The 21,872-nt window shown below is 33.6% G+C and carries 20 protein-coding genes; 11 read left to right on the top strand and 9 right to left on the bottom strand.

The genetic code is table 11. From position 1 onward, the window contains the following. From OF897_RS04550 to tpx, 3 genes are all read right to left on the bottom strand, one after another. Positions 1-2,004 (bottom strand): adenylate/guanylate cyclase domain-containing protein, encoded by a 2,004-nt coding sequence (locus OF897_RS04550; protein ID WP_267264512.1) that lies wholly within the window; start codon positions 2,002-2,004, stop codon positions 1-3. 147 nt (positions 2,005-2,151) lie between these two features. Further along, on the bottom strand, positions 2,152-4,485 hold the full coding sequence (locus OF897_RS04545; RefSeq protein WP_267264511.1) for an adenylate/guanylate cyclase domain-containing protein: 2,334 nt from the start codon (positions 4,483-4,485) through the stop codon (positions 2,152-2,154). Positions 4,486-4,572: 87 nt separating this feature from the next. Beyond that, complete coding sequence (gene tpx, locus OF897_RS04540; RefSeq protein WP_267264510.1) at positions 4,573-5,070, bottom strand: thiol peroxidase; 498 nt, start codon at positions 5,068-5,070, stop codon at positions 4,573-4,575. 173 nt (positions 5,071-5,243) lie between these two features. Here tpx and OF897_RS04535 point away from each other — a divergent pair, with 173 nt between their 5' ends. After that, the gene (locus OF897_RS04535) at positions 5,244-7,463 is read left to right on the top strand and encodes an NADP-dependent isocitrate dehydrogenase (RefSeq protein WP_267264509.1); all 2,220 of its coding nucleotides are present in this window, start codon (positions 5,244-5,246) and stop codon (positions 7,461-7,463) included. 278 nt (positions 7,464-7,741) lie between these two features. Here the strand turns inward: OF897_RS04535 and OF897_RS04530 are convergent, their stop codons facing one another. Then, entirely contained in the window at positions 7,742-8,086 is a 345-nt protein-coding gene (locus OF897_RS04530) for a winged helix-turn-helix transcriptional regulator (protein WP_267264508.1), read from the bottom strand. A gap of 103 nt (positions 8,087-8,189) precedes the next feature. On the opposite strand from OF897_RS04530, the gene OF897_RS04525 reads away from it, so the two are divergent. The 7 genes from OF897_RS04525 (at position 8,190) to OF897_RS04495 (ending at position 13,912) form a co-directional block, all read left to right on the top strand. Next, positions 8,190-8,936, top strand: a complete 747-nt coding sequence (locus OF897_RS04525; RefSeq protein WP_267264507.1) for an SDR family oxidoreductase — start codon at positions 8,190-8,192, stop codon at positions 8,934-8,936. 190 nt (positions 8,937-9,126) lie between these two features. Beyond that, complete coding sequence (locus tag OF897_RS04520) at positions 9,127-10,110, top strand: heme-binding domain-containing protein (RefSeq protein ID WP_267264506.1); 984 nt, start codon at positions 9,127-9,129, stop codon at positions 10,108-10,110. Continuing rightward, positions 10,110-10,550: a hypothetical protein gene (locus OF897_RS04515; RefSeq protein ID WP_267264505.1), complete on the top strand. Its 441-nt coding sequence runs from the start codon at positions 10,110-10,112 to the stop codon at positions 10,548-10,550. Before OF897_RS04520 ends, OF897_RS04515 begins: the two co-directional genes overlap by 1 nt. A 255-nt stretch (positions 10,551-10,805) precedes the next feature. Beyond that, positions 10,806-11,822: a sensor histidine kinase gene (locus tag OF897_RS04510; RefSeq protein WP_267264504.1), complete on the top strand. Its 1,017-nt coding sequence runs from the start codon at positions 10,806-10,808 to the stop codon at positions 11,820-11,822. Next, positions 11,803-12,570 (top strand): LytR/AlgR family response regulator transcription factor, encoded by a 768-nt coding sequence (locus OF897_RS04505; protein ID WP_267264503.1) that lies wholly within the window; start codon positions 11,803-11,805, stop codon positions 12,568-12,570. The genes OF897_RS04510 and OF897_RS04505 overlap by 20 nt, the downstream gene beginning before the upstream one ends. A gap of 142 nt (positions 12,571-12,712) precedes the next feature. After that, on the top strand, positions 12,713-13,486 hold the full coding sequence (locus OF897_RS04500) for a DUF1223 domain-containing protein (RefSeq protein ID WP_267264502.1): 774 nt from the start codon (positions 12,713-12,715) through the stop codon (positions 13,484-13,486). 39 nt (positions 13,487-13,525) lie between these two features. Next, on the top strand, positions 13,526-13,912 hold the full coding sequence (locus tag OF897_RS04495) for a DoxX family protein (protein WP_267264501.1): 387 nt from the start codon (positions 13,526-13,528) through the stop codon (positions 13,910-13,912). Between the two features lie 122 nt (positions 13,913-14,034). On the opposite strand, the gene OF897_RS04490 is transcribed toward OF897_RS04495, so the two are convergent. From OF897_RS04490 to OF897_RS04475, 4 genes are all read right to left on the bottom strand, one after another. After that, the gene (locus OF897_RS04490; protein WP_267264500.1) at positions 14,035-15,027 is read right to left on the bottom strand and encodes an MBL fold metallo-hydrolase; all 993 of its coding nucleotides are present in this window, start codon (positions 15,025-15,027) and stop codon (positions 14,035-14,037) included. 2 nt (positions 15,028-15,029) lie between these two features. Continuing rightward, positions 15,030-16,220 (bottom strand): MFS transporter, encoded by a 1,191-nt coding sequence (locus tag OF897_RS04485; protein WP_267264499.1) that lies wholly within the window; start codon positions 16,218-16,220, stop codon positions 15,030-15,032. Positions 16,221-16,317: 97 nt separating this feature from the next. Further along, positions 16,318-17,223, bottom strand: a complete 906-nt coding sequence (locus OF897_RS04480) for a helix-turn-helix domain-containing protein (protein WP_267264498.1) — start codon at positions 17,221-17,223, stop codon at positions 16,318-16,320. Positions 17,224-17,327: 104 nt separating this feature from the next. Then, entirely contained in the window at positions 17,328-17,747 is a 420-nt protein-coding gene (locus OF897_RS04475) for a hypothetical protein (RefSeq protein ID WP_267264497.1), read from the bottom strand. 286 nt (positions 17,748-18,033) lie between these two features. On the opposite strand from OF897_RS04475, the gene OF897_RS04470 reads away from it, so the two are divergent. Continuing rightward, positions 18,034-18,321 carry a GNAT family N-acetyltransferase gene (locus OF897_RS04470; RefSeq protein WP_267264496.1) on the top strand — a complete coding sequence of 96 codons (288 nt, stop codon included), beginning with the start codon at positions 18,034-18,036 and terminating at the stop codon, positions 18,319-18,321. A 1-nt stretch (position 18,322) separates the two neighbouring features. On the opposite strand, the gene OF897_RS04465 is transcribed toward OF897_RS04470, so the two are convergent. Beyond that, positions 18,323-19,417, bottom strand: coding sequence for an MBL fold metallo-hydrolase (locus OF897_RS04465; protein WP_267264495.1), 1,095 nt, complete (start codon positions 19,415-19,417; stop codon positions 18,323-18,325). A gap of 303 nt (positions 19,418-19,720) precedes the next feature. Here OF897_RS04465 and OF897_RS04460 point away from each other — a divergent pair, with 303 nt between their 5' ends. Together OF897_RS04460 and OF897_RS04455 are read left to right on the top strand one after the other, a co-directional pair. Then, positions 19,721-21,265, top strand: coding sequence for a S41 family peptidase (locus tag OF897_RS04460; RefSeq protein WP_267264494.1), 1,545 nt, complete (start codon positions 19,721-19,723; stop codon positions 21,263-21,265). Positions 21,266-21,269: 4 nt separating this feature from the next. Continuing rightward, on the top strand, positions 21,270-21,830 hold the full coding sequence (locus tag OF897_RS04455) for a YdcF family protein (protein WP_267264493.1): 561 nt from the start codon (positions 21,270-21,272) through the stop codon (positions 21,828-21,830). Positions 21,831-21,872: the final 42 nt, after the last annotated feature.

The raw sequence follows: 21,872 nt of genomic DNA, 5'->3' as shown, positions 1-21,872 counted from the left end.
TTAGTTTAACGAATTTACAAAATACATCTCCATTGCGCCTTTACCTTTGGTTTCGATTTTTCCACGATATTCAAAAGTAAAATCATCTTTTATTAACTTATAGGTTGCTTCGGAAACATTTAGTTTTCCTAAAGAACTATTTTGCTCCATTCTTGCAGCTGTATTTACAGTATCGCCCCAAATGTCGTAAGCAAATTTTTTCACGCCCACAATTCCCGCAATTACTGATCCTGAGTGAATTCCGATTCTGATATCCAAAGTATTAGAATTATCTTTTTTTCTTTGTTGAATATAAGAAAGAATTTCCAATCCTGCATTCACCGCATTTTTGGCATGCTCTTCATTGGAAACAGGCAAACCACTTACCGCTAAATAGGCATCTCCAATGGTTTTTATCTTTTCTAAATTGTATTTCTCCATAATTCTGTCGAACTCGGTGAAACATTCGTTCAGCTCGGACAACATTTTCTCAGCTCCTAATCTCTCTGAACTTTGAGTAAAATTAACGAAATCAGTAAATATTACAGTAACCTCATCGTAATATTTGGCTTCTGAACTTCCTTTTTCTTTTAACTCTTCGGCAACTTCATGAGGAAGAATATTCAATAAAAGATCTTCTGTTTTCTGTTTTTCTTTTTGTAACTCCTGAGTTCTTTCGTTTACCAGATTTTCAAGCAAATCATTTTGATTTTGAAGAATTTGTTGCTTTTCATAAGACAGGTTTTTCACCTGCTCAATCTGTAAGTTAAGATTCTTATTATCATTGGCAGAACGCCATGCCAGAAAAGCAGAAAGCGTAAATGGTAGACTGAAAATGAAAATGATGAAAATGATGAAAATAGACATTTCACTGAAACTATTTCCCGGATTAACCTCTAAATTACCGCCTGAATAAATTAAATATAATATTGTACCAATCAAAATGATAAAGAAAAAAAGCAAACCAACGCCAATTATTATTGACCCCGGTATTTTTTTAATAATTGCCCGAATAACAAGATATAAAGCTTCTAAACAGACCGATGTTATAACGAAAATATATAAGGGTTTTGCAAAATCCTGCCCAATACTAGGAAATGTGATTAAAAAACATAAAATTACCGATAAAGCAGCTAGAATTTTAAATCTTAATCCTATTTTCCCAAAAAGGCTATTAAGCATCACACTCAAAAAGACTGATGCAAACAAGCCTGCAAACGAACTGATGTAACCAAGTTGCACATTCGTTTTAATATCTTCTGTTTCATAAGAGAAAAACCATGCTAGCAAAAACACAGACATCCCAAGATTAAATAAGGAAAACAACAGATTTGAACGGTCTTTTCTATAAAATAGATACGCAAGAAAATGAATCAGAAACAACGTTAAAAATATAAAAGCAATACCTTCAATAAGTACTCCTCTCATAAGAATTTGCCTCATCATTACTGCTATAGTCGAATTGGGATTTGAAATAGAAATTTGAAATCCGTGTATTGTCTGTTCTGCAAAAGGCTCAGTATTTTCGTATCTCACTGCGAGTAAATGTGTACCAGCAGCACCGCCATTGAGAATAAGAGGAAGTGTAGGATTTACGTATTTGGCTTCTTCTCCTTCTTTTGCAAATTGTCCGTATCGTTTGATAAACTTTCCGTCCCAATAAATATCCATCGCAGCACCACTTCTAAACTCCAAAGCCAGAGGTTGATGCTCTGCTGAAGAATCTATACAGATTACAGTTCTTAACCAAACGATATCTTTAGGATTTTTCTTTTGAAGTTTTGAATTTACGAATTCATCAGTAAGCGAATTTTCCCATTTAGAATCATCCAAATTTTTATTTGCCCAGATTTTATTATCTCCAATTTTAAATTTCCAAGGTTTATCGAGTCGGATGTATTGATTTTCCTTAAAGAATTTATCATTTATTGTAACGCTGCATGAATTTTCAGTCTTTTTTTGAGCCTGAAAAAACAGTGATAACAGAACTAAAAATAATAAATAAAAGTTTTTTATGTATTTCATGGAAATAATAGCATCAAATGAGAATATTTATTGCAAGATATTAAAAAAGCACATCATTTTTATGGGTTTTCAAAGAATTCTCTGCAAAAGAAAAGTTCTGAAATACCATGAAAGCAAAAAGTATATTTTTCCTCAAAATCTTAGGTTTTAATAATTTACAAAATACATTTCCAATGCACCTTTGCCTTTGGTTTCAATTTTACCTCGATATTCAAAAGTAAAATCATCTTTGATTAAATTATAGGTTGCTTCAGAAACATTTAGTTTTCCCAAAGTACTGTTCTGCTCCATTCTTGCAGCAGTATTTACCGTGTCTCCCCAAATATCGTAGGCGAATTTTTTCACACCGACAATTCCTGCAATTACTGGTCCTGAATGGATTCCTATTCTGATATCCAAAGCATTGGGATTATCTTTTTTTCTCTGTTGAATATATGAGAGGATTTCCAAACTTGCATTGACCGCATTTTTTGCGTGTTGCTCGTTGGAAACCGGTAGTCCACTTACTGCCAAATAAGCATCACCAATGGTTTTTATTTTTTCTAAATTATATTTCTCCATGATTCTGTCGAATTCTGTAAAGCAAATATTAAGTTCATTCAAAACCTCCTGAACACCTATCCTTTCTGAATTTGCTGTAAAGTTGACAAAATCTGTAAATAAAACTGAAACCTGGTCGAAATGTTTTGCGTTTGTTTTTCCTTTTTCTTTTAATTCTTCAGCAACTTCAAAAGGAAGAATATTGAGCAATAAATCATCAGATTTCTTTTTTTCTTCAGCGATTTTTTTATTATCCCTTCGTTTTTGGTTATATGAAAATCCAGCAAAGCCCAATAAAAGAAGTGATAATCCAGCTCCAACCGCCCAAATATTTTTTTGATTTTGTGAACTTTCTAATTCTGCTTTAGCAATTGCATCTTTTTTCTCCTGATTTATTTTGGCAATACTTTTTTCCTGATCGTACTTTAATGCAACAGCTTTTTGCTCTTCATCAAATTTAATCTGAATTTCCTTTCTTTTTAAATCTTCCTCAAGCGCCAATCTTTTTCTTTCTTCTTCTGTTTTTGCAGCTGCCTGTTTTTTTTCATACTCAAAACGGAGTGCTTTTAATTCTATTTCTTTTTGAAGTTGGATTCGTTTGGTTTCTTCTTCGAGTTTTATTCTGGCTCTTTCGTGGGCTATTTCAGTTTTTGATTGTATCTCTGAAAGATTTCTCATGTTATCAACACCATACGTTTCTTCCTTTTTATCTTTTGCCTTTTTCAGATAAAATAAAGACTTTTTATAATCGCCTAGCTTTTCATAGGCTTCTTGAAGAATCTCGTAATTTTGAATAAAAACTTCAGCAGATACCACTGTTTTCAAATTCAAAAAATACTCTAAATTTTCAGACTGTTTATTTGTAAGTTTTTGAAGCTCCTGTGTTTTTGTTACGTCTTGATTAAAATCTGCATCGTCATCAATTAAAGTTTTTAAATCAATCAGTCCTTTTTGGTGCGTAAAGTAATGATACATTGGATCATTTTCTTTAGTTAATTTTAAAGCTTTATTAATGTAGAACAGAGCATTTGTATAATCTTTCTGTTTATAATTTATATCCGAAAAATAGTAATAAACAAGCTTTGAACTATCATTTAATTGATGGTTTTCAAAATAATTTTTAGCATCATTTAATAACGACTTTGCTTGTTCATATTGCTTTGTTTCAGAGTAAATATTACCTATCAACATTTTAGAAGTCGCAACCTGTTGTTCGTTTTTATTTTTCTTTCCAGTTTCAAGTGCTCTCTGATAATAATCTAATGATTTTTTATAATCTTTATTTGAAAGATAGAAAGTCCCTGCGAAAAAATACGCGTCATATAAGTTATCCGGAAAATTACCTCTTGTAAACTCAATATACGTATTCAGAGATTTGTAGCTGTCCACAACATTATCTTGTAAAAAGTTATTTTGAAACAATCTTTGATAAGCCGCCAAAACTACTTTTTTATCTTTAATTTTCTTTTGATTATACAGATTTAAGATTTGGTTACAATAATCATTAGCAGCTTTATTTTTCTTATTAACAGAATTTATCGTAGCAAGTAAAAAGTAAGCCCACGCTCTTTTGTCGTAATTTTCAGTTTTATTGAGATACTTTTCGCCTTCCAGTAAATATCTTTCACTATTTACAAAATCCATTTTTTCCAGAAACAAACCACCGATAAAAAGGTTAGTTCTACCTATTTGTTCAGTATCGTTTAATCTTTCATAAAAAGGTAAGCCTAATTTAGAATACGTTATTGCACTATCAACAATCTTGTTATCTATGTATAAATTTCCGAGATCAACATAAATTTTAGCCTTTTCTCTGTCGCTTTTTGTTAAAGATAATTTCTTTTTGAGTTCTAAAATCCCTACAGATTCTTGCGCTTCAAAAACTGTATTTCCTAAAAAGAAAAAACAGATTATTGCAAAAGAGGTAAATTTATTTTTCAATGAGTAGCTATTACGTTCATGCACAAAAATAAAAAAATCATTCCGTTAAACAACAGAATGATTCAAATTGATGAGAAATAAATTTATTTACTTCAAAGAAGCAATAGCAGCTTCATAATTAGGCTCTTGTCCGATTTCCGGAACTTGCTCTGTGTAGATTACTTTAGCTTTTTCATCCAAAACAACAACAGCTCTGCTTAAAAGTCCTTTTAATGGAGAATCTGAAAGCGTAACTCCATAATCTTCACCGAAGTTTCCTCTGAAATCTGATAAAGTTTCCACATTATTTAAACCTTCAGCTGCACAAAATCTTGACAAAGCAAATGGTAAATCTCTTGAAACATTAATCACAACTGTATTATCAAGTGTAGAAGCTTCTTCGTTGAATTTTCTTGCTGAAGCAGCACAAATTCCTGTATCAATGCTCGGGAAAATATTTAATACTACTCTTTTCCCAGTGTAATCTGCAAGATTTTTTTCAGATAAATCTGAAGATACCATTGTAAATTCCTGAGCATCTTTTCCAATTTCAGGAAGGCTTCCTATTGTATTTATCGGGTTTCCTTTGAATGTAATTGTAGACATAATTTATTTTTTAAAAAAGTTTATCAAATTTATTCAAAATTCAGCCGATTTTGTTTGAAATAAAGGTTAAATAATTCTTAAAACACAAAATCTCATTGATTATTAAAGTGTAAAAATTTAAAATTTAACTAAATTTGTGAATCTTAAAATTAAAACAATAAACTAACATCATAATGTCAGAAAAATCAAAAATCTATTACACACTTACTGATGAAGCTCCAATGTTGGCTACGCACTCGTTTTTACCCATTGTAAAAGCGTTTACAAAACCAGCAAACATTGAAATCGCTGTTCCGGATATTTCTTTAGCAGGAAGAATTTTAGCAAACTTCCCTGAGTTTTTGAATGATGATCAGAAAATCGTTGATGCTTTGGCTCAATTAGGAGAATTAGCAACTCAACCGGATGCAAACATTATCAAATTACCAAATATTTCAGCTTCAGCTCCTCAATTAGATGCTGCCATTGCTGAATTACAGGCTAAAGGATTTGCAGTTCCAAATTATCCTGCAGAACCGAAAAATGATGAGGAGAAAGCGATTAAAGCTAAATATGCTAAAGTTTTAGGAAGTGCTGTAAATCCTGTATTAAGAGAAGGAAATTCTGACAGACGTGCCCCGAAAGCCGTTAAAAACTACGCAAAAGCAAACCCTCACAGAATGGGTGACTGGGCTTCTGACAGCAAAACTGATGTCGCTCACATGAACAGCGGAGATTTCTACGGAACTGAAACTTCTACTACTCTTGAGAATGCTACAAAATATAAAATCGTTTTCAAAGGAAATGACGGTGCTGAAACTTTATTAAAAGATTTCGCAGGTCTACAAGCTGGAGAAGTAATCGATTCTTCTGTAATGAATTTAAATTCTTTAAAATCTTTCGTACAGGAGGCGATCGAAGAAGCTAAAAACAGAAACGTACTTCTTTCTGCTCACTTGAAGGCGACAATGATGAAAATTTCTGATCCAATCGTATTTGGAGCTATTGTTGAAACTTTCTTCAAAGATGTTTTCACAAAATATGCTGAGACTTTCGATTCTTTAGACGTTAATCCAAACAACGGTCTTGCTGATCTTTTCGATAAAATCAAAGGAAATGCTCAGGAAGCTGACATCAAAGCTGATATTGAAACTGCTTTGGCAAACGGACCAAGAGTGGCAATGGTAAATTCTGATAAAGGAATTACCAACTTCCACGTACCTTCAGATATTATCGTTGATGCTTCTATGGCTGCTTTGGTAAGAGGTGGAGGAAAAATGTGGAACAAAGAAGGAAACGAAGAAGATACAGTTTGTATCATTCCGGATCGTTCTTACGCAGGTTTTTATCAGTCTGTAATTGACGATATGAAAGCTCACGGAAAATTAGATCCTACAACAATGGGTTCTGTTCCGAACGTTGGTTTGATGGCTCAAAAAGCTGAAGAATACGGATCTCACGACAAAACTTTCCAGGCTACAGCTGAAGGAACAGTTGAAGTTCAGGACGAAGCTGGAACTGTTCTTCTTTCTCAAAAAGTTGAAACCGGAGATATTTTCAGAATGTGTCAGACGAAAGATGCTCCAATTCAGGACTGGGTAAAATTAGCAGTAAACAGAGCAAGATTGTCTGATACTCCTGCCATTTTCTGGTTAGATAAAGGAAGAGCGCACGACAGAGAAATGATTAAAAAAGTTGAAAAATATTTAGCTGATCACGATACAGACGGACTTGACATTAAAATTCTTGATGTAAAAGACGCAATGACGGAAACTTTACAAAGAGCAAGAGAAGGAAAAGATACGATTTCTGTTTCAGGAAACGTATTGAGAGATTATTTGACTGACCTTTTCCCAATTCTTGAACTTGGAACTTCTGCAAAAATGCTTTCTATCGTTCCATTAATGAATGGTGGTGGTTTGTTCGAAACAGGTGCCGGAGGTTCTGCGCCAAAACATGTTGAACAATTCTTAGAAGAAGGTTATTTAAGATGGGATTCTCTAGGTGAATTCTTGGCTTTACAGGCTTCTTTAGAACATTTAGCACAAACCCAAGGAAATACGAAAGCTCAGGTTTTAGCTGATTCATTGGATGAAGCAAATGCTAAATTCTTAGCGACAGATAAATCTCCTGCTAGAAAAGTTGGACAAATTGATAACAGAGGTTCTCACTTCTATTTAGCAATGTATTGGGCTGAAGCTTTGGCTAATCAAACTACTGATGCTGAATTGGCTGCACAATTTGCTCCGGTTGCAGAAGCAATGCAGGAAAACGAAGAAGTAATTAATGCTGAATTAATTGGTGCTCAAGGTAAGCCTCAAAACATTGACGGTTACTTCAAAACTGATACATACAAAACGTATGAAGCAATGAGACCAAGCACAGTTTTAAATGAAATTATTGACGGAATTTAATTTTCGAATATACTATAAATGAAAGCTCCTTTTTTAAGGGGCTTTTTTTGTTTTTTAAACACAAATATCACGAATATTTTTCACAAATCTCATAACACGATAATATAATCATAAAGTTTGTCATTCCAGAGGAATCTAAACGTATTATTAGCGAAATATTCTAAGTTTAGGCTAAAGCCAATGGAATTATATTTAAAGCTAAAACGGGCTAAAGCCCGTTTCTATTGAAGGTGAAACATTATTATAAATTGTGGAATTAGTGAAGGAAATTTGTGTCATTAGTGTTTAAAACTATCCTCCACAATCACTCTCCTATGCTCCCTACCCCAATTAATCATTTCTCCAATAATCTTCCCGAAAGTTCGGCAATATTCTGTTGGAACATATTCAATTAAAACAGGTGTATCGGGGTAAACATTTCGTTTTACCAGTTTGTTCATTTCCATATCTTTCAACTCTTTTGAAAGCATTCTTGTGGTGATTCCGGGGATACTTCTTTCAATCTCACGGAAACGTTTGTTGCCATTGCAAATGGCATTAATAATAGGAATTCTCCACTTTCCACCAATAAAATAAAGGGTGTCCTGCAATGCTCTCAACTCTTCGGTTTGATCTCTTTCCATATCTGCAAAGTTAATTGATATAACTGATGATATTGATATACTCTGTGATACTGGTTACAAAAGTATATCAATTTGAAATAACTTTGTCAAAAATTTAAAAGCAATGAAAAAGTTTAACAACAAACTAGCCATCGTAACTGGTGGAAACAGTGGAATCGGATATGCAACCGCAAAAGAATTAATTGCAGAAGGTGCAAAAGTAATCATCACAGGAAGAAGAAAAGAAGCGATTGAAAAAGCGGCAGAGGAATTGGGAGCAATTCCATTTGTAGCCGATGAGGGAAAATTAGAAGATATTGAATCTTTAAAGACAGAAGCTGAAAATCAATACGGAAAAGTTGACATCCTATTTATCAATGCCGGAATTACAGGGGCTTTAGGATCAATTGAAAACATGAATCCTGAAAACTTTGATCAAGTAATGAATATTAATTTTAGAGGAGCATATTTCACATTAAGTAAATTTATTCCTCTGTTAAATGATGGCGCATCCGTTGTCTTTTTATCTTCGAATGTTGCAACAACTTACAAACCAAACAGCTCTGTTTATCAGGCAAGTAAGGCTGCTTTAAACTCTATTGCAAAAACAGCAGCTGCAGAATTAGCGCCAAGAAAGATAAGAGTAAATATGGTAAGTCCAGGACCTACAAAAACAGAAATTATGACCAAGGCCGGACTGGATGAAAAAACGCTGGAAGGTATTAATGAATGGCTGATCGATTTAATTCCTTTGAGAAAAATGGGAACAGCAGAAGACGTTGCCAAGGCGGTCATCTATTTATCAGACAATACTATTGCAAGTTTTATGACAGGAACCGAAATTCTAATTGACGGCGGAATGGTGTTGTAAGTAGGAAGAAAGGAAGCTGGAAGAAGGAAGATTTTACACATCGTTAAACTTCCAACATCCAGCTTCAAACTTCCTTCCTTTTAACCCTCAAAATTTCCATTTTCACCTATTCATTTGTCCGGTTCACCTAATTTCAGATTCCAAAACATCCTTCAACAAACTACTTTTGAGACATAAAAATAAAATCATTATGGACTCAATAAAGAAAAAAAGAACCGCAAAACCAATAGCCATTGTGTTTTTGGCGGTTTTAGGAATCTTTGTCGTTTTACAGTTTGTCAATAAGCCATTAGAGGGAAAACCTGTTGCAAAAAAGATCGAAGCACCTCGCGAAGTTCTCACAATTCTCGAAAATTCATGTTTTAATTGTCATTCTAATCAACAGAATTTGAGTTGGTATGATAAAGTTGCACCCGTTTCTTGGGCAGTAAATAAAGATATTGAAAGAGCCAGAGAAGTTTTAAATTTTTCGGAATGGAACTATTCGGAAGGCGAACACAAGGGAAAGATGTATGCCATTTTGAATATGATGCAGAGCGGAAAAATGCCACTTCACGAATATACAATTCTTCATCCATCAGCAAAAATCATACAAAAAGATATTGATGTCATTAAAAAATATACACTTTCATTATCCAATGTTGCTCCTGCAGCAAAAGAAATAAAAAACAGTCATCAAAACATCGAAATTTCAGAAAATACAACACCTTCAAAATTTCTGGTCTCTCCAAACGGTGTTAAATACACAGACGATTATAAAAACTGGAAAGTTATCAGCATGAGTACACTTTTCGATAATTCAATCCGTGTCATTTACGGGAATGATATTGCAGTAAAAGCCATTGAAACAGAAGATTTTCATCCCTGGCCAAACGGAAGCATCGTGGTAAAAGCTGTTTGGAAACAGGAAAAATTAGCTGATGGAGAAGTCAGAGCGGGAGAATTTGTGAATGCACAATTCATGGTAAAAGATTCGAAAAAATATACAGATACAGAAGGTTGGGGATTTGCAAAATTTTCAGGAAAAGACCTTCATCCAACAGGGAAAACTGCATCGTTTGCCAAAGAATCATGTATTGCCTGTCACCGTCAGTTAGCCGAAAAAACAGGATATCTATTTGATGTACCAATGAAAGTAAATACAGAAAGATTAATTAAAAACCTTCAGAAATAATGAAAAAAATATTACTCATCATCGTATCAATTTGTGCTTTATTCACTGCCTGTAAAATTGACGAACCGGATAAAGATTTACATCGTGTTGTTTTTGATCCCGGAAATTTAAAATTTATTTCAACTTCATTAAACACAACAAAAGAAACCTCATCTGCTTTGTACGGAAATCAGGAAGCTTTACAATCATTACAAAGTGAAACTCAACAACCAAAACCTGATACTGAATTAAAATTAGTAACCTGGAAATATCACGAAAATCCGCAATACATCGGAGGAACGATTACAGGAGAATTACTAAGTGTTGAAACTCTTAAAACCGACAAAGACGGAAATATTTTTTATCAAATTCAAAATTCATCTGAAAAAGAAAATAATCAATTTAATAAAGAAGAAAGAATAAAATATATCATGAGCTACAAACCCGTTGTGAGACCGTAGTGAAGTCAATGGTGATTAGTCAATTTACTTGCTTGTGAATTTTTAATGTTTAATTCCAACCTTAACAATTAACATAATCTAGAGTTGAGAGATCGACTCTGGATTTTTTGAGGGAACGGTAAATTTTGCTTCACAAGTCAATTGTCAATTTATAAAAGTGCAAAAAATTCACAGGCAAAGCGAATTCACGATTGACAATTCATAAAATTATCCTTGAAAAATATTACCTTAACATTTTTAAAATCTACGGTTCTCATGCAGCAGCAAAAAATAAAAATTTCACAAGCCGTCATCTGGGTGAGTTCCATTTTTTTGGGACTTTTATCTTCGGTACCGCAACTCGCTTCGCATGCTTTCAATTGGCAGGAGGCGGTGGTAAATTCGGCAATAACTGCAGCTTTCTCTGTAATCATGTGGTATCTCAACATTTACATGCTGAACCGTAGCTCCGGCAAAAGAAGACAAAATATTTCTTACACCAGACTAATGATCGTGTTGGTATTCGGGATGATTGTCATGTTTGTGCTGGCTTGGATTCAACAATTGATTTTGTCGCACATCAATTTCGGAACAACCATGCTGATGGTCGAGGTTAGAGGGATTTTAATTAATCTTGTCTGTTATATGTTTTTGACTTTGTTGCAGAATAATTACGCAGGGCAACAGATTCAATTGGAGTTAGAAAAAGTAAAAAGTGATAATCTGGGTGCTCAATTTGAATTATTAAAGCAGCAGATCAATCCGCATTTTTTATTTAACAGTTTAAATACTTTGAAATCAATGGCTGAAACGAATGATTCAGAAACCGTTGATTTCGTTATGAAACTTTCTGACTTTTATCGTTTTACATTAGAGAGCAGAAAATTAGATTTGATTACCGTACAGGAAGAAATGAAAATCATCGATTCATACATTTTCTTACAAAAAGCCCGTTTTGGTGAAGGAATTACGCTTACAAACGAATTGAATAATGAGGCTTTAAAAACATTAATTCCGCCTTTTACGATACAGTTATTAGTTGAAAACTGTATTAAGCATAATGTCGTTTCGCAAAGTAAACCCCTACACATCAGAATCTATACTTCTGAAAACAATATCGTTATCGAAAATCCCATTCAGAAAAAAATAACCGTTGAAGATTCTTTAGGAATCGGACTTGATAATGTAAAATCACGCTACAAACATCTTTTGGAAAAGGAAATCCAAATTAAATCAGACGAAAAAATTTTTCAAATAAAACTACCTTTCATCCATGAATATCATCATCATTGAAGACGAATTTAGAGCTGCCAAGTCCCTTCAAAACATAATTGCAGAATTAAAACCTGAATCCAAGATCAAAGGAGTTTACGACAGCATTGAAACAAGCATCGAAGCACTTTCAAATAATCCGAAGCCTGATCTTATTTTCATGGATATTCATTTGGCAGACGGAGTTTCATTCGAAATTTTCAAACAGGTGGAAATCACTTGCCCGGTAATTTTTTGTACCGCTTTCGACCAATATATGCTGGATGCTTTTAAAAGCAAAGGAGTCGATTATGTACTGAAACCTTTTTCACGTGAAGACATTGCTGAAGCGTTGAGAAAAGTAGATGAATTGAAAAAATTCTTTCAAAAAAATGAATTGCCCGAGCTGGAGGCTCTTCTGCAAAAAATTACTCAGCCACAAATTCCTTCGAAAAGCAGTTTTTTAGTTTTTAAAAACCAGAAATACACCACGATTTCAACTGAAAACATTGCTTACTTTTTCATTCATAACGAAATCACGCATTTGATGACTTTTGACAAGCAACAATTTCAGCTTACCCAAACATTAGGACAAATTGCGGAACAAGTTTCTCAGAAACAGTTTTTCAGAGTCAATCGGCAATACATTGTGAATTTCAGCGCTATCAAAGAGATGGAGCATTATTTTCAGCGAAAAATTCTGGTTAAATTAACCATCGAAACACCCGAACAACTCTTGATTAATAAAGAAAAATCTCACAGTTTCTTTACCTGGCTGGAAGACCGTTAACCTCAAAATTCCATTTCCAAGTTTTTTATAAAAAATTTCCACTTTTATAAAATACAGGTTCACCTTTCAATTTGTCCGGTTGAACCTTTTTTGTATTCTTTTGCCTCTGTAAGGTATCTACTTTTGAATAAAATTAAAAGAAATGATACTAAAAAATCTTTTAGGAACGGTAATTTTTGTAGCACTGATGTTTACCGTATCCGCTTTTGTTTATGAGACTAAAGAAGAACCGTCCGGTCAAATTATTCCTGCAAAAAATGACGGGTTTGCAGTCTTGGAACTATTCACTTCCGAGGGTTGTTCGAGCTGTCCACCCGCAGATCAGTTGATGGGTGAAATTGAAAAACAATATAAAGATCAGCCGGTTTACATCCTCGCCTATCACGTCGATTACTGGAATAATTTAGGCTGGAAAGACAAATTCAGCAATGCCGAAAATTCAAAACGTCAACAGCAATACAGCCAGACTTTGCATTATCAGGTTTATACTCCTCAACTGGTTGTGAATGGTAAAAAGGAGTTTGTAGGTTCTGACAAAGATGTGGTTGAACAGGCAATACAAACAGCTTTATTAACTTCTGTCAATCCAAAAATTGATTTATCTGCAACAGTTTCACAGAAAGATATTACTGTAAACTATAAAACAGCGCAAAATAATTCCCAGTACAAACTTCTGATCACTTTGATCGAAAAAAAAGCGTCGAATGCTATTCAGCGAGGAGAAAATGAGGGTCGTCATCTTGTGCACTGGCAGATTGTTCACCAGCAAAATCAGATTTCTTTAAAAACTTCGACAGAAGGAACGACAAGTTTCAAAATTCCTGAAAATTTTAATATAAATGATTGGAAAATAATCGGAATGATTCAGAATACAAAAACAGGAGAAATTTTGGGTTCTTCTAAAACTAACTTTTAATCTTCAAAATAAAATTTCAACACTTTAAAAATTAAAAAAATGAAAACAACAAAAATCATTTATTGGTCAGGTGTAATCTTCATGTCATTATGGTTCGGGACGAGTGGCTTTTTTGAACTGACTAAAAATCCTGTAGTTTGGGATATCACTCAACAATTGGGTTATCCACCGCACTTCATTTACATTCTCGGAGTTTTTAAATTATCCGGAATCACTGTTTTGTTGATCCCCAATAGACTTTTAAGATTGAAAGAATGGGTTTTCGCAGGAATGTTCTTTGATATTATTTTTGCATTCTTTTCTAAAGTCGCAGTGCTTGGTTTCCCGTCAACGATTGATGCGATTGTAGCATTTACGGTACTTTCAGTCACTTATTTTATGTTTAGAAAATTGTACACGCAAAATCTTTTTTTCGAAGAAGCATAAGTTAAAAAGGCAACCGTATTGAGTTTTAAATATCAATTTTTAAATTTCCCTTATGTCAAAAATAAATCCTCCCAGCAATGAGAGGATTTATTTTTGAAAATTATGAGTAGAAATAATTTATTTTAATTCATAAAACTTTCCGGAAACCATTCGAATCCTTTGGCCTTCTTTTTAGTAAAACCTAATCCGGGCCACGGCAAATGATAGGCAAAAGCTTTGGTTTTAGTTTCTACCAACTGTTGCAGTAATTTTTTGCGGGATTCTGTGGCAATATCAAGATCTGTATCTCCAAAATATCCCCAATCCGGATGAGGAAAAAGAATAATGTCTGAATGAATCAAATCTGCGATGTACAGTAGTTTTTCGTTCCCTGAAGAAATGGTCATCACCGTTAATCCCGGTGTGTGCCCCGGTGCTAATTGAAATTTAAAATGGTCATACAAAGTTGCGTTCAAATCATAGAATTTAAGCTTCGGCTGAATTATTTTCAATACATTCTGAATCGATGGTATTACCTGATTGAGAAAGTCCGGCTGAGTTTTCAACGCACTGCTGCTAAAATCTTTAATAGTTGCCTGCATCCAAAAATCATGTTCAACTTTTGAAATAAAAATATTGGCGTTAGGAAAAACGAGTTTGTTCTGTTTATCTACTACTCCACCGATATGATCCGGATGAGCATGAGAAATAAATACATCGGTAATATCTTTGGGTGAAAATCCTGCTTTCTGAAGACTTTTTAATAAAAATCCTGTTATTGCATCAGCGAAAATCCCCATTCCGGCATCCAACAAAATCAATCTGTCTTTTGTTTTAACCAATAAAATATTCATCGCCATATCTACATAATCTTCAGAACGAAAATGATCTTTCAGAATAGCTTTGAGTTCCGAGACATTTCCTCTGGGTGCAAAAGATTCCAGATTTTTTTCGTGAATAAATCCATCGGTCAAAACAAATAGATCTAATTCACCTAAGGTTATTTTTTTAAATCCTGAAAGATCATCTTCAAGAGGTAAAAGATTCTCTTTTTCAGCTGCAAAAGTTTTTGAAAAAGGAACGAGACTTAAAGTTCCTGCCAACAAACCGTTTTTTAAAAGTTCTCTTCTATTCATAACTAAATGTGTGCTTTTCTTATTTTAATTATACTTAAAACAAATAAACCTAACACTCCCAAGACGAAATAACCTTCTGCGACCTGCAGCTGAACTTCGGGTTTGATCAACTCTACGATGCCGTAACTTAAAGCAGAGGTAATGATGAAAGCTACTCCACCCGTCAAACCACCTGCAATTCCGGCAGAATTTGGAAATCTTCCGATACAGTACGAGAAATAATTATTAAAGATAAATCCGGCTGTCACATGAACGGCAAAGGCAAAAGCCACCAAACTGTAGATATTGCTTGTGAAATAAGACGCCACAAACATCAGAATGATTAAAATAATCTGAATAAAGTTGGCAAATCTAATTTTGGGTAAAAATGCTTTTTTGATTAGTGCTTTTCCTAAAAAACCTCCCGTCATCCACGCAAAACCTAGAATTAAAGAAACATAGCCAGCAACTACTTCAGAATAACCCATTTTATGTTCAATAATAAACGAACCACAGAGATTAAAGAACATAATCATAGAGTAACTCAGTCCGCACATCACCATTCCGTAGAAGAAATCTTTGGCTTTAAACATTGAATTGTATTCTTTGATCAGAAAATCAAGATGAAAAGGATTTCTCACTTTCAAAGTTTCCCCTGAAAAAATAAATTCGAGAATCAACAACAACAAACTGTATCCTGCCAAAACGTAAAAATTAGACTGCCATCCGAAATTATGCTGTAAATATCCACCAATAAAAGGCGCAATAATAGGACCTACAGACCAGACTATTGTCATAATGCTTAGATAATGTTTTCGCTGTTCGCCTTCATAAACATCTACAAAAAATGCCCGTTTGGAAACTACTGCAAACCCTGATAAAATTCCCTGCAGAACCCGCATCGCATAAATGATAAAAATATTCTGCGTTGTTGCTGTAATTAAAAATGAAACAACAAACAAAGCCAGCGATGCCATAGAAACCCTGTATCTGCCAAAAGAATCTACAATACTTCCCGCAAAAAACTGAGTAAGACCATAACTGATTAAAAATATCGATAAAGTAAGCTGGATATTACTTTCGGGTTGATGCAGTTCGGTTGCCATACTCGGCATTGACGGCAAATAAATATCCGTCGCCAACCCCGACATCGGAATGACTGCGAAAGCCAATATCGTCGCAATAAACTTATTTTTTTCTTTGAGCGTATTCATGATCTAATTCAATCAATTAAGTTAAAAATGATGGCCACAAAGTTATCACAGAGATGGGTATGTTTAAATATACAATTCAAACAAAGAATTATAAAAATCAAACAAGACTATTTCGCAATCTGTTTGGGGCAAATCCGGTCTGCTTTTTAAAATAATTGGTAAAATAGGCAGGCTCTTCAAAACCCAATCCATAGGCAATTTCAGAAATATTCCAATCTGTATGTTGTAACAGCGCATTAGCCTCCTGGATAATTCTTGAAGCAATCTGCTGACTGGTCGTTTTCCCGGTAATTTCTTTCACAGCACGGTTGAGAGAATTCACATGAATCGAAAGACTGTCGGCGTAATCGGTAGGAGTTTTCAATTTCAGAAATGCATCAGGACTGTCTATCGGGAACTGCCTTTCTAATAATTCCATAAATAATGAGGCAACTCTCTGCGAAGCATTTTGATAGTGTTCAAAATTTTCGGCAGGATTTATTTTCATCGTTTCATGGATCAAAAGATGAAGATAAGCTCGCAGCATATCATATTTATGAATGTAATCGGATTTTATTTCTACCATCATTTTTTGAAAAATATCAGAAACCGTATTTTGCTGCAACTCATCTAAAAAGAAAACAGGACTTCCCCCAACTTTAAAAAGCTGAGAATCCTGAATGTTTCCCAATCGGTTTCCATTCTGCAGAAACTGATCTGAAAAAAGACAAAACCATCCCGTTTGCTTTTCATCCTCTGCCTCCCACGAATACGGAACAGCGGGATTTGAAAACAACAACGCAGGTCGGTCGAGATACATCCATTTATCCGCATAATGAAGCTTTCCTTTCCCTATCATCAGAGAAATTTTATAATAATCTCTTCGGGTGTATGGTGTTATTTGCGAACAATGCTCACGTGTAAAAACATTAAAATGCCCGATACCCGGTGTCTTTGAGCAGGCAAATCCAAGATTGCCTGCATTTCTTTTGTAAAATTCACTGATTGTTTCTGGTGCATCCATTATTCAAAGTTATAAAATTCAAACAATTCAACAAGGATTTAAATAAAAAAATGACTGCTCATTACGAACAGCCATTTCATTTTTGAATAATATTTGTTTTGATTTTATTTGTTTTTATGGGGTTTCCCTTTATGCATTTTCGCTTTTTTATCCATGTGTTTGTATCTTTTATCATTGTTTTTATTACTGTTGTAGACCGCTACCGGATTTTTGCCTTTATAATATTTAGTTTTAAATTTCGCATATTTGTCTCTGCCCATAATTCTTTCCAATTCAGAATATCGGTCTGTTGACCATCTGTCAGGATTGTTTGCATACACTCTGTTCCAGCCATCATAATTATCATACCTTCTGTTTAGAGAATTTATTTCATTAGCTTGCGTTGTAGAAAGCAGTAAGTCTGCAACTACAGTCTGCCAGTTTACATCCGTTACGCTTCTTCTGTAATCGTTGTAATAATCTGACTGCGCATATCCCAAACTAAAAGTTCCGATGAGAAATGCTGATATGAATATTTTTTTCATTGTAATTGATTTAATAGATCTAAATCAATAGTCTCAATAAAAATGCCAAATCAAAAATAATGTTCAAAAATTTTGTTAAAACAATTATTAAATATTCATTTCTTAAAATAATTCACAAAATTTAAAGCTATTCATTTAAGATTATTGAATACTTAAGAGGAAAATATTTTATACTTTTTTTAATTTTAAATAAATATAAATTACGATAAGAATTAGAAAACAGTCTTCTCATAAAAATTTAATTTGTAATTTTAAGGAAGAGTTTCACCAATAAACATCAGAAATTATGGAAAATATAAAGTTTGAAATTACACCTTACCAAGATGAGATACAGTTATTAATTGACGGCAAAAAGGTTGGTTACATGTCAATTTCTGTTGACGGAAGATTGATGAACGTGTACTATACCAAAATTGATGAAGACTTGGAAGGACGTGGCTACGCCAAACTTCTTTTAGACAAATTGGTAAGCTATGCCGAAGAAAAAGACCTGATGATCGATCCGGAATGCGATTTTGTAAGACAGCAGTTAGAAAACCATCCAAAACGTTACAAAGGAATCTGGCATGAATAAATTAATCCTGCCACCATGTAGAAAACTGAACATCATTTTTATTCAAATCTAGAACCTCACCGATTTTTGGAGTGAGAATATGTAAATTTTTCTCTTTCCCAAGAGTTGTTACTTTCTGTAATGGCTCATTCCAAGGATGCAAAGCCAAAGCAAATTTCCCGGAATGCACCGGAATAATATTCTTCGCCTGAATATCAATACTCGCCTGAATAACATCTTCTGGCAAAGCGTGAATATACTTCCATGCTGGGTTGTACTGTCCATTTTCCATAATGGCATAGTCAAACGGACCATATTTTTCGCCAATCATCTTAAAATGTGTGTCATAACCACTATCACCGGCTAAAAAAAGTTTTTTTGTTGGGGTTTCAAGAACGTAAGAAGTCCAAAGTGTATTATTTCTATGAAATTTTCTGCCGGAGAAATGTCTTGCCGGAGTGAAGGTTATTTTAAAATTATTTTTCAGCTCTACCGATGCTTCCCAATCTTCTTCAATAAACTGTTCAGGAGAATAACCCCACTTTTCGAAATGCGCTCCAACTCCTAAAGGCATAATGACTTTTCCAACTTTTTCACGGATTGCTTTTACGGTCGGAAAATCTAAATGATCATAATGGTCGTGTGTAATCACCAAGTAATCAATATTTGGAATATCTTGAGGTTTGAATAAATCTGAACCTTCAAAAGCTTTATTAAAAAACTTAAAAGGCGAACCAAAAGTACTTAAAACTGGATCGATAAGAAAAGAAACTCCATCAATCTGTATGTAGTACGATGAATGCCCCATCCAGATAAAAACATCTTCATTTTCGGGAAGATTTTTCAAATCGGTCTGAACATTTGGAATTGCCTGCAAAGGTTTTAACAACGGATCTTTTTTAGAAAAGAAAAAATCGTACATCACCTTCGTCATACTATAACCTTCCGCAAATGATGGCGTAAAACTCTGGTTTTGGAACTGCTTATCTTTATAATTCTTAGAATTCAGCATTCTTTCGAGACGTTCTCCTTTCGGTTCTGCCCCAAAAACTTCCTGTGAAAGCACAAAATACGCTACAATTGCAATTACTGCAACCAATATAATAAAATAGATCATTGTAAAAATTTGAGATTCAAATGTAAAAAACTTTCTCTAAGTTAAATACTCTTTCATCATTGACGCACGAAAATGAATTTTACTTTTTTTATTTTTTATTTACCGCAAAAGAGGCAAAAGAATAATCTTAAAAATAGAAATTCAAAAGTTTACAAAATATCGAAAACTTACAATAATATTAGTTTTGAAAAGTTTTGAATAACTCCAGCTTGGCAAAATCTTTTGATTCTTTTGCGGTTAAAAAAAATATTATCTAAATTATATTTAAAAGTTTTTAAATTCGTTTATCAAAAAATCTAAACCTTGAAATATTTTTTAACCCTATTATTTGTTCTCTCTGTTTTTTCCTGTACTTCTGTGAAAAAATATAACGAACAAAGATTAAGTTTAATTCCGCCTGAAAAACTTCGTGAAGATGTAGATTTCGCTTACCGAAAACTTCAGGAAATGCACCCAAATCTGAATTGGTATATTTCAAAAAACGAACTTGATTTTAAATTTGACAGTTTAAAAACAACCATCAACAAACCTCTAACTTCCACTCAATTTTATTTTAAATTACAGCCAGTCATTGCAAAAATACGTGAGGGACACTTGTCGTTGAGAATTCCAGCTAAAAGGTTTTCTAAAAAAGAAATTAAAGCTTTAAAAAATAAAAAAGGGCTTTTCGGAAGATTTGAATATCATGTAGAAGACAACCACTTGTATTTTATTGAAAATAAAGATTCAATTCAGAATATTAAACCTGGAACCGAGCTTTTAAGTATTAATGATGTTCCGGTTTCAGATTACCTTAAAAAATACCGTGAATTAATCAGCAGCGATGGTTACAACACAACATTTTATCCATATTATTTAAAAGATGTTTTCTTCAATTTCTTTGTTGCCGAAAAAGGAATTATGGACAGCGCTAAAATTGAAACACTTTACAATAACGAAAGGAAAATCTTAACCCTAAAAAGAGAGTCAAAAAATAAAACAGAAATCGAAAAAGACAAAGCAGAAAAAAAACGAACTCCCGAGAAAAAGCTGAATGATTATGTAGCTTCAACCAGCTCCTACAACAGAAATTTTAAATTCTTAGACAAAGACAGTACGATTGCTTACATGAAAATAAAAAGCTTCTCCAGAACTTTTTCAGATAAATTTTACAAAGAATCTTTTGCAAAAATCAAAAATGCAGAATCTTCTTACTTAATTATCGACATTCGTGAAAATTATGGTGGTTCGCTTTACGAAATCAATCAGCTGTATTCTTATTTGGCTCCCGAACCTTTTGTTTTGATAAAACCTTCACAACTAGTTTCGAGAGTAACTCCTTTGAAAACCAATTATTTCAGAAAATCAAATCCTTTGGAATACACTTATAAAAGTCTGGCTTATCCAGGATATTTTCTTTATCAAGCACTAAATGTTTACAAAGGAAAAGACGGAATTGCCTATTATAAAATGAAGGAAAATAAATCAACAAAACCAAAAGATAATGCTTTCAAAGGAAAAGTTTATGTTTTGATTAATGGCGGAAGTTTTTCGGCATCATCGATTATTTCATCTAAATTAAAATTCGACAAGCGTGTAACTTTAGTAGGCGAAGAAACAGGCGGCGCAAACGACGGAACGGTTGCAGGATTTTATTCTTATCAAAAACTTCCCAATTCCAAAATAGATTTGCCTATCGGATTACTCTTGGTTCAGCCTAATATTAATTTTCAAAATACGCAAAAAGGTGTTGTTCCAAATGTAGAAATTGACCAAAATATGCAGGATATTATTGATAAAAAAGATGTACAATTAGATTGGGTAAAAAGTGATATTCAGAAATTGAAAGACAATAAAATTCAGGATTAATTGGATGAAAAGTTTCCTTAAAGCTTTAAAAATTATTTGCATTACCATTTTCACATGGTTTATAATTCACTCTGTATATATTATTTCTGATGGTTTATCTGAAAATGGAGCCAAAGCGGATGCTGCAGTAATCTTGGGAAATAAAGTGAATGAAGACGGAACCTTATCTGAAAGACTTGAAAAACGTCTCGAAACCGGAGCAGAACTCTATAAAAATCATCGCATCAAAAAAATAATTGTGAGCGGCGGTTTGGGAAAAGAAGGATATTATGAAGGTTCGAAAATGAAAGAATACCTCATCAGTAAAAACATTCCAGATTCAGTCATTATCGTTGATAACAAAGGAGATAATACAAGACTTACCATTGATAATACTTTAGAAATTCAAAAAAAGTATGGCTTTAAAAGTCTTATCGTTGTTTCGCAATACTTTCATGTGACACGAACCAAAAAATTATTTAGGGACAAAGGATTTGAAAATGTAAGCAGTGTAAGTCCGAGATATTTTGAATGGCGGGATTTATATTCTATTTTGAGAGAATTTCCGGCTTATTATACACAATAATCCTTTTTTCACGAGTTTCGGCGGGCCTTTGGCCCGCCGAAA

The organism is Chryseobacterium formosum, from assembly GCF_026460885.1.
GTDB lineage: Bacteria > Bacteroidota > Bacteroidia > Flavobacteriales > Weeksellaceae > Chryseobacterium > Chryseobacterium formosus.
Note: the sequence above shows the minus strand (reverse complement) of the source record. Positions and strands in the feature narration are given on the sequence as shown.

Bases quoted from the DNA above. Each gene is read 5' to 3' on its own strand.
- OF897_RS04515 (WP_267264505.1), top strand. From the start codon at position 10,110: ATGAAAAAAATATTACTCATCATCGTATCAATTTGTGCTTTATTCACT.
- OF897_RS04520 (WP_267264506.1), top strand. From the start codon at position 9,127: ATGGACTCAATAAAGAAAAAAAGAACCGCAAAACCAATAGCCATTGTG.
- OF897_RS04495 (WP_267264501.1), top strand. From the start codon at position 13,526: ATGAAAACAACAAAAATCATTTATTGGTCAGGTGTAATCTTCATGTCA.
- OF897_RS04470 (WP_267264496.1), top strand. From the start codon at position 18,034: ATGGAAAATATAAAGTTTGAAATTACACCTTACCAAGATGAGATACAG.
- OF897_RS04465 (WP_267264495.1), bottom strand. From the start codon at position 19,417: ATGATCTATTTTATTATATTGGTTGCAGTAATTGCAATTGTAGCGTAT.
- OF897_RS04535 (WP_267264509.1), top strand. From the start codon at position 5,244: ATGTCAGAAAAATCAAAAATCTATTACACACTTACTGATGAAGCTCCA.
- OF897_RS04455 (WP_267264493.1), top strand. From the start codon at position 21,270: ATGAAAAGTTTCCTTAAAGCTTTAAAAATTATTTGCATTACCATTTTC.
- OF897_RS04480 (WP_267264498.1), bottom strand. From the start codon at position 17,223: ATGGATGCACCAGAAACAATCAGTGAATTTTACAAAAGAAATGCAGGC.
- OF897_RS04530 (WP_267264508.1), bottom strand. From the start codon at position 8,086: ATGGAAAGAGATCAAACCGAAGAGTTGAGAGCATTGCAGGACACCCTT.
- tpx (WP_267264510.1), bottom strand. From the start codon at position 5,070: ATGTCTACAATTACATTCAAAGGAAACCCGATAAATACAATAGGAAGC.
- OF897_RS04550 (WP_267264512.1), bottom strand. From the start codon at position 2,004: ATGAAATACATAAAAAACTTTTATTTATTATTTTTAGTTCTGTTATCA.
- OF897_RS04525 (WP_267264507.1), top strand. From the start codon at position 8,190: ATGAAAAAGTTTAACAACAAACTAGCCATCGTAACTGGTGGAAACAGT.
- OF897_RS04485 (WP_267264499.1), bottom strand. From the start codon at position 16,220: ATGAATACGCTCAAAGAAAAAAATAAGTTTATTGCGACGATATTGGCT.
- OF897_RS04500 (WP_267264502.1), top strand. From the start codon at position 12,713: ATGATACTAAAAAATCTTTTAGGAACGGTAATTTTTGTAGCACTGATG.
- OF897_RS04490 (WP_267264500.1), bottom strand. From the start codon at position 15,027: ATGAATAGAAGAGAACTTTTAAAAAACGGTTTGTTGGCAGGAACTTTA.
- OF897_RS04505 (WP_267264503.1), top strand. From the start codon at position 11,803: ATGAATATCATCATCATTGAAGACGAATTTAGAGCTGCCAAGTCCCTT.
- OF897_RS04510 (WP_267264504.1), top strand. From the start codon at position 10,806: ATGCAGCAGCAAAAAATAAAAATTTCACAAGCCGTCATCTGGGTGAGT.
- OF897_RS04475 (WP_267264497.1), bottom strand. From the start codon at position 17,747: ATGAAAAAAATATTCATATCAGCATTTCTCATCGGAACTTTTAGTTTG.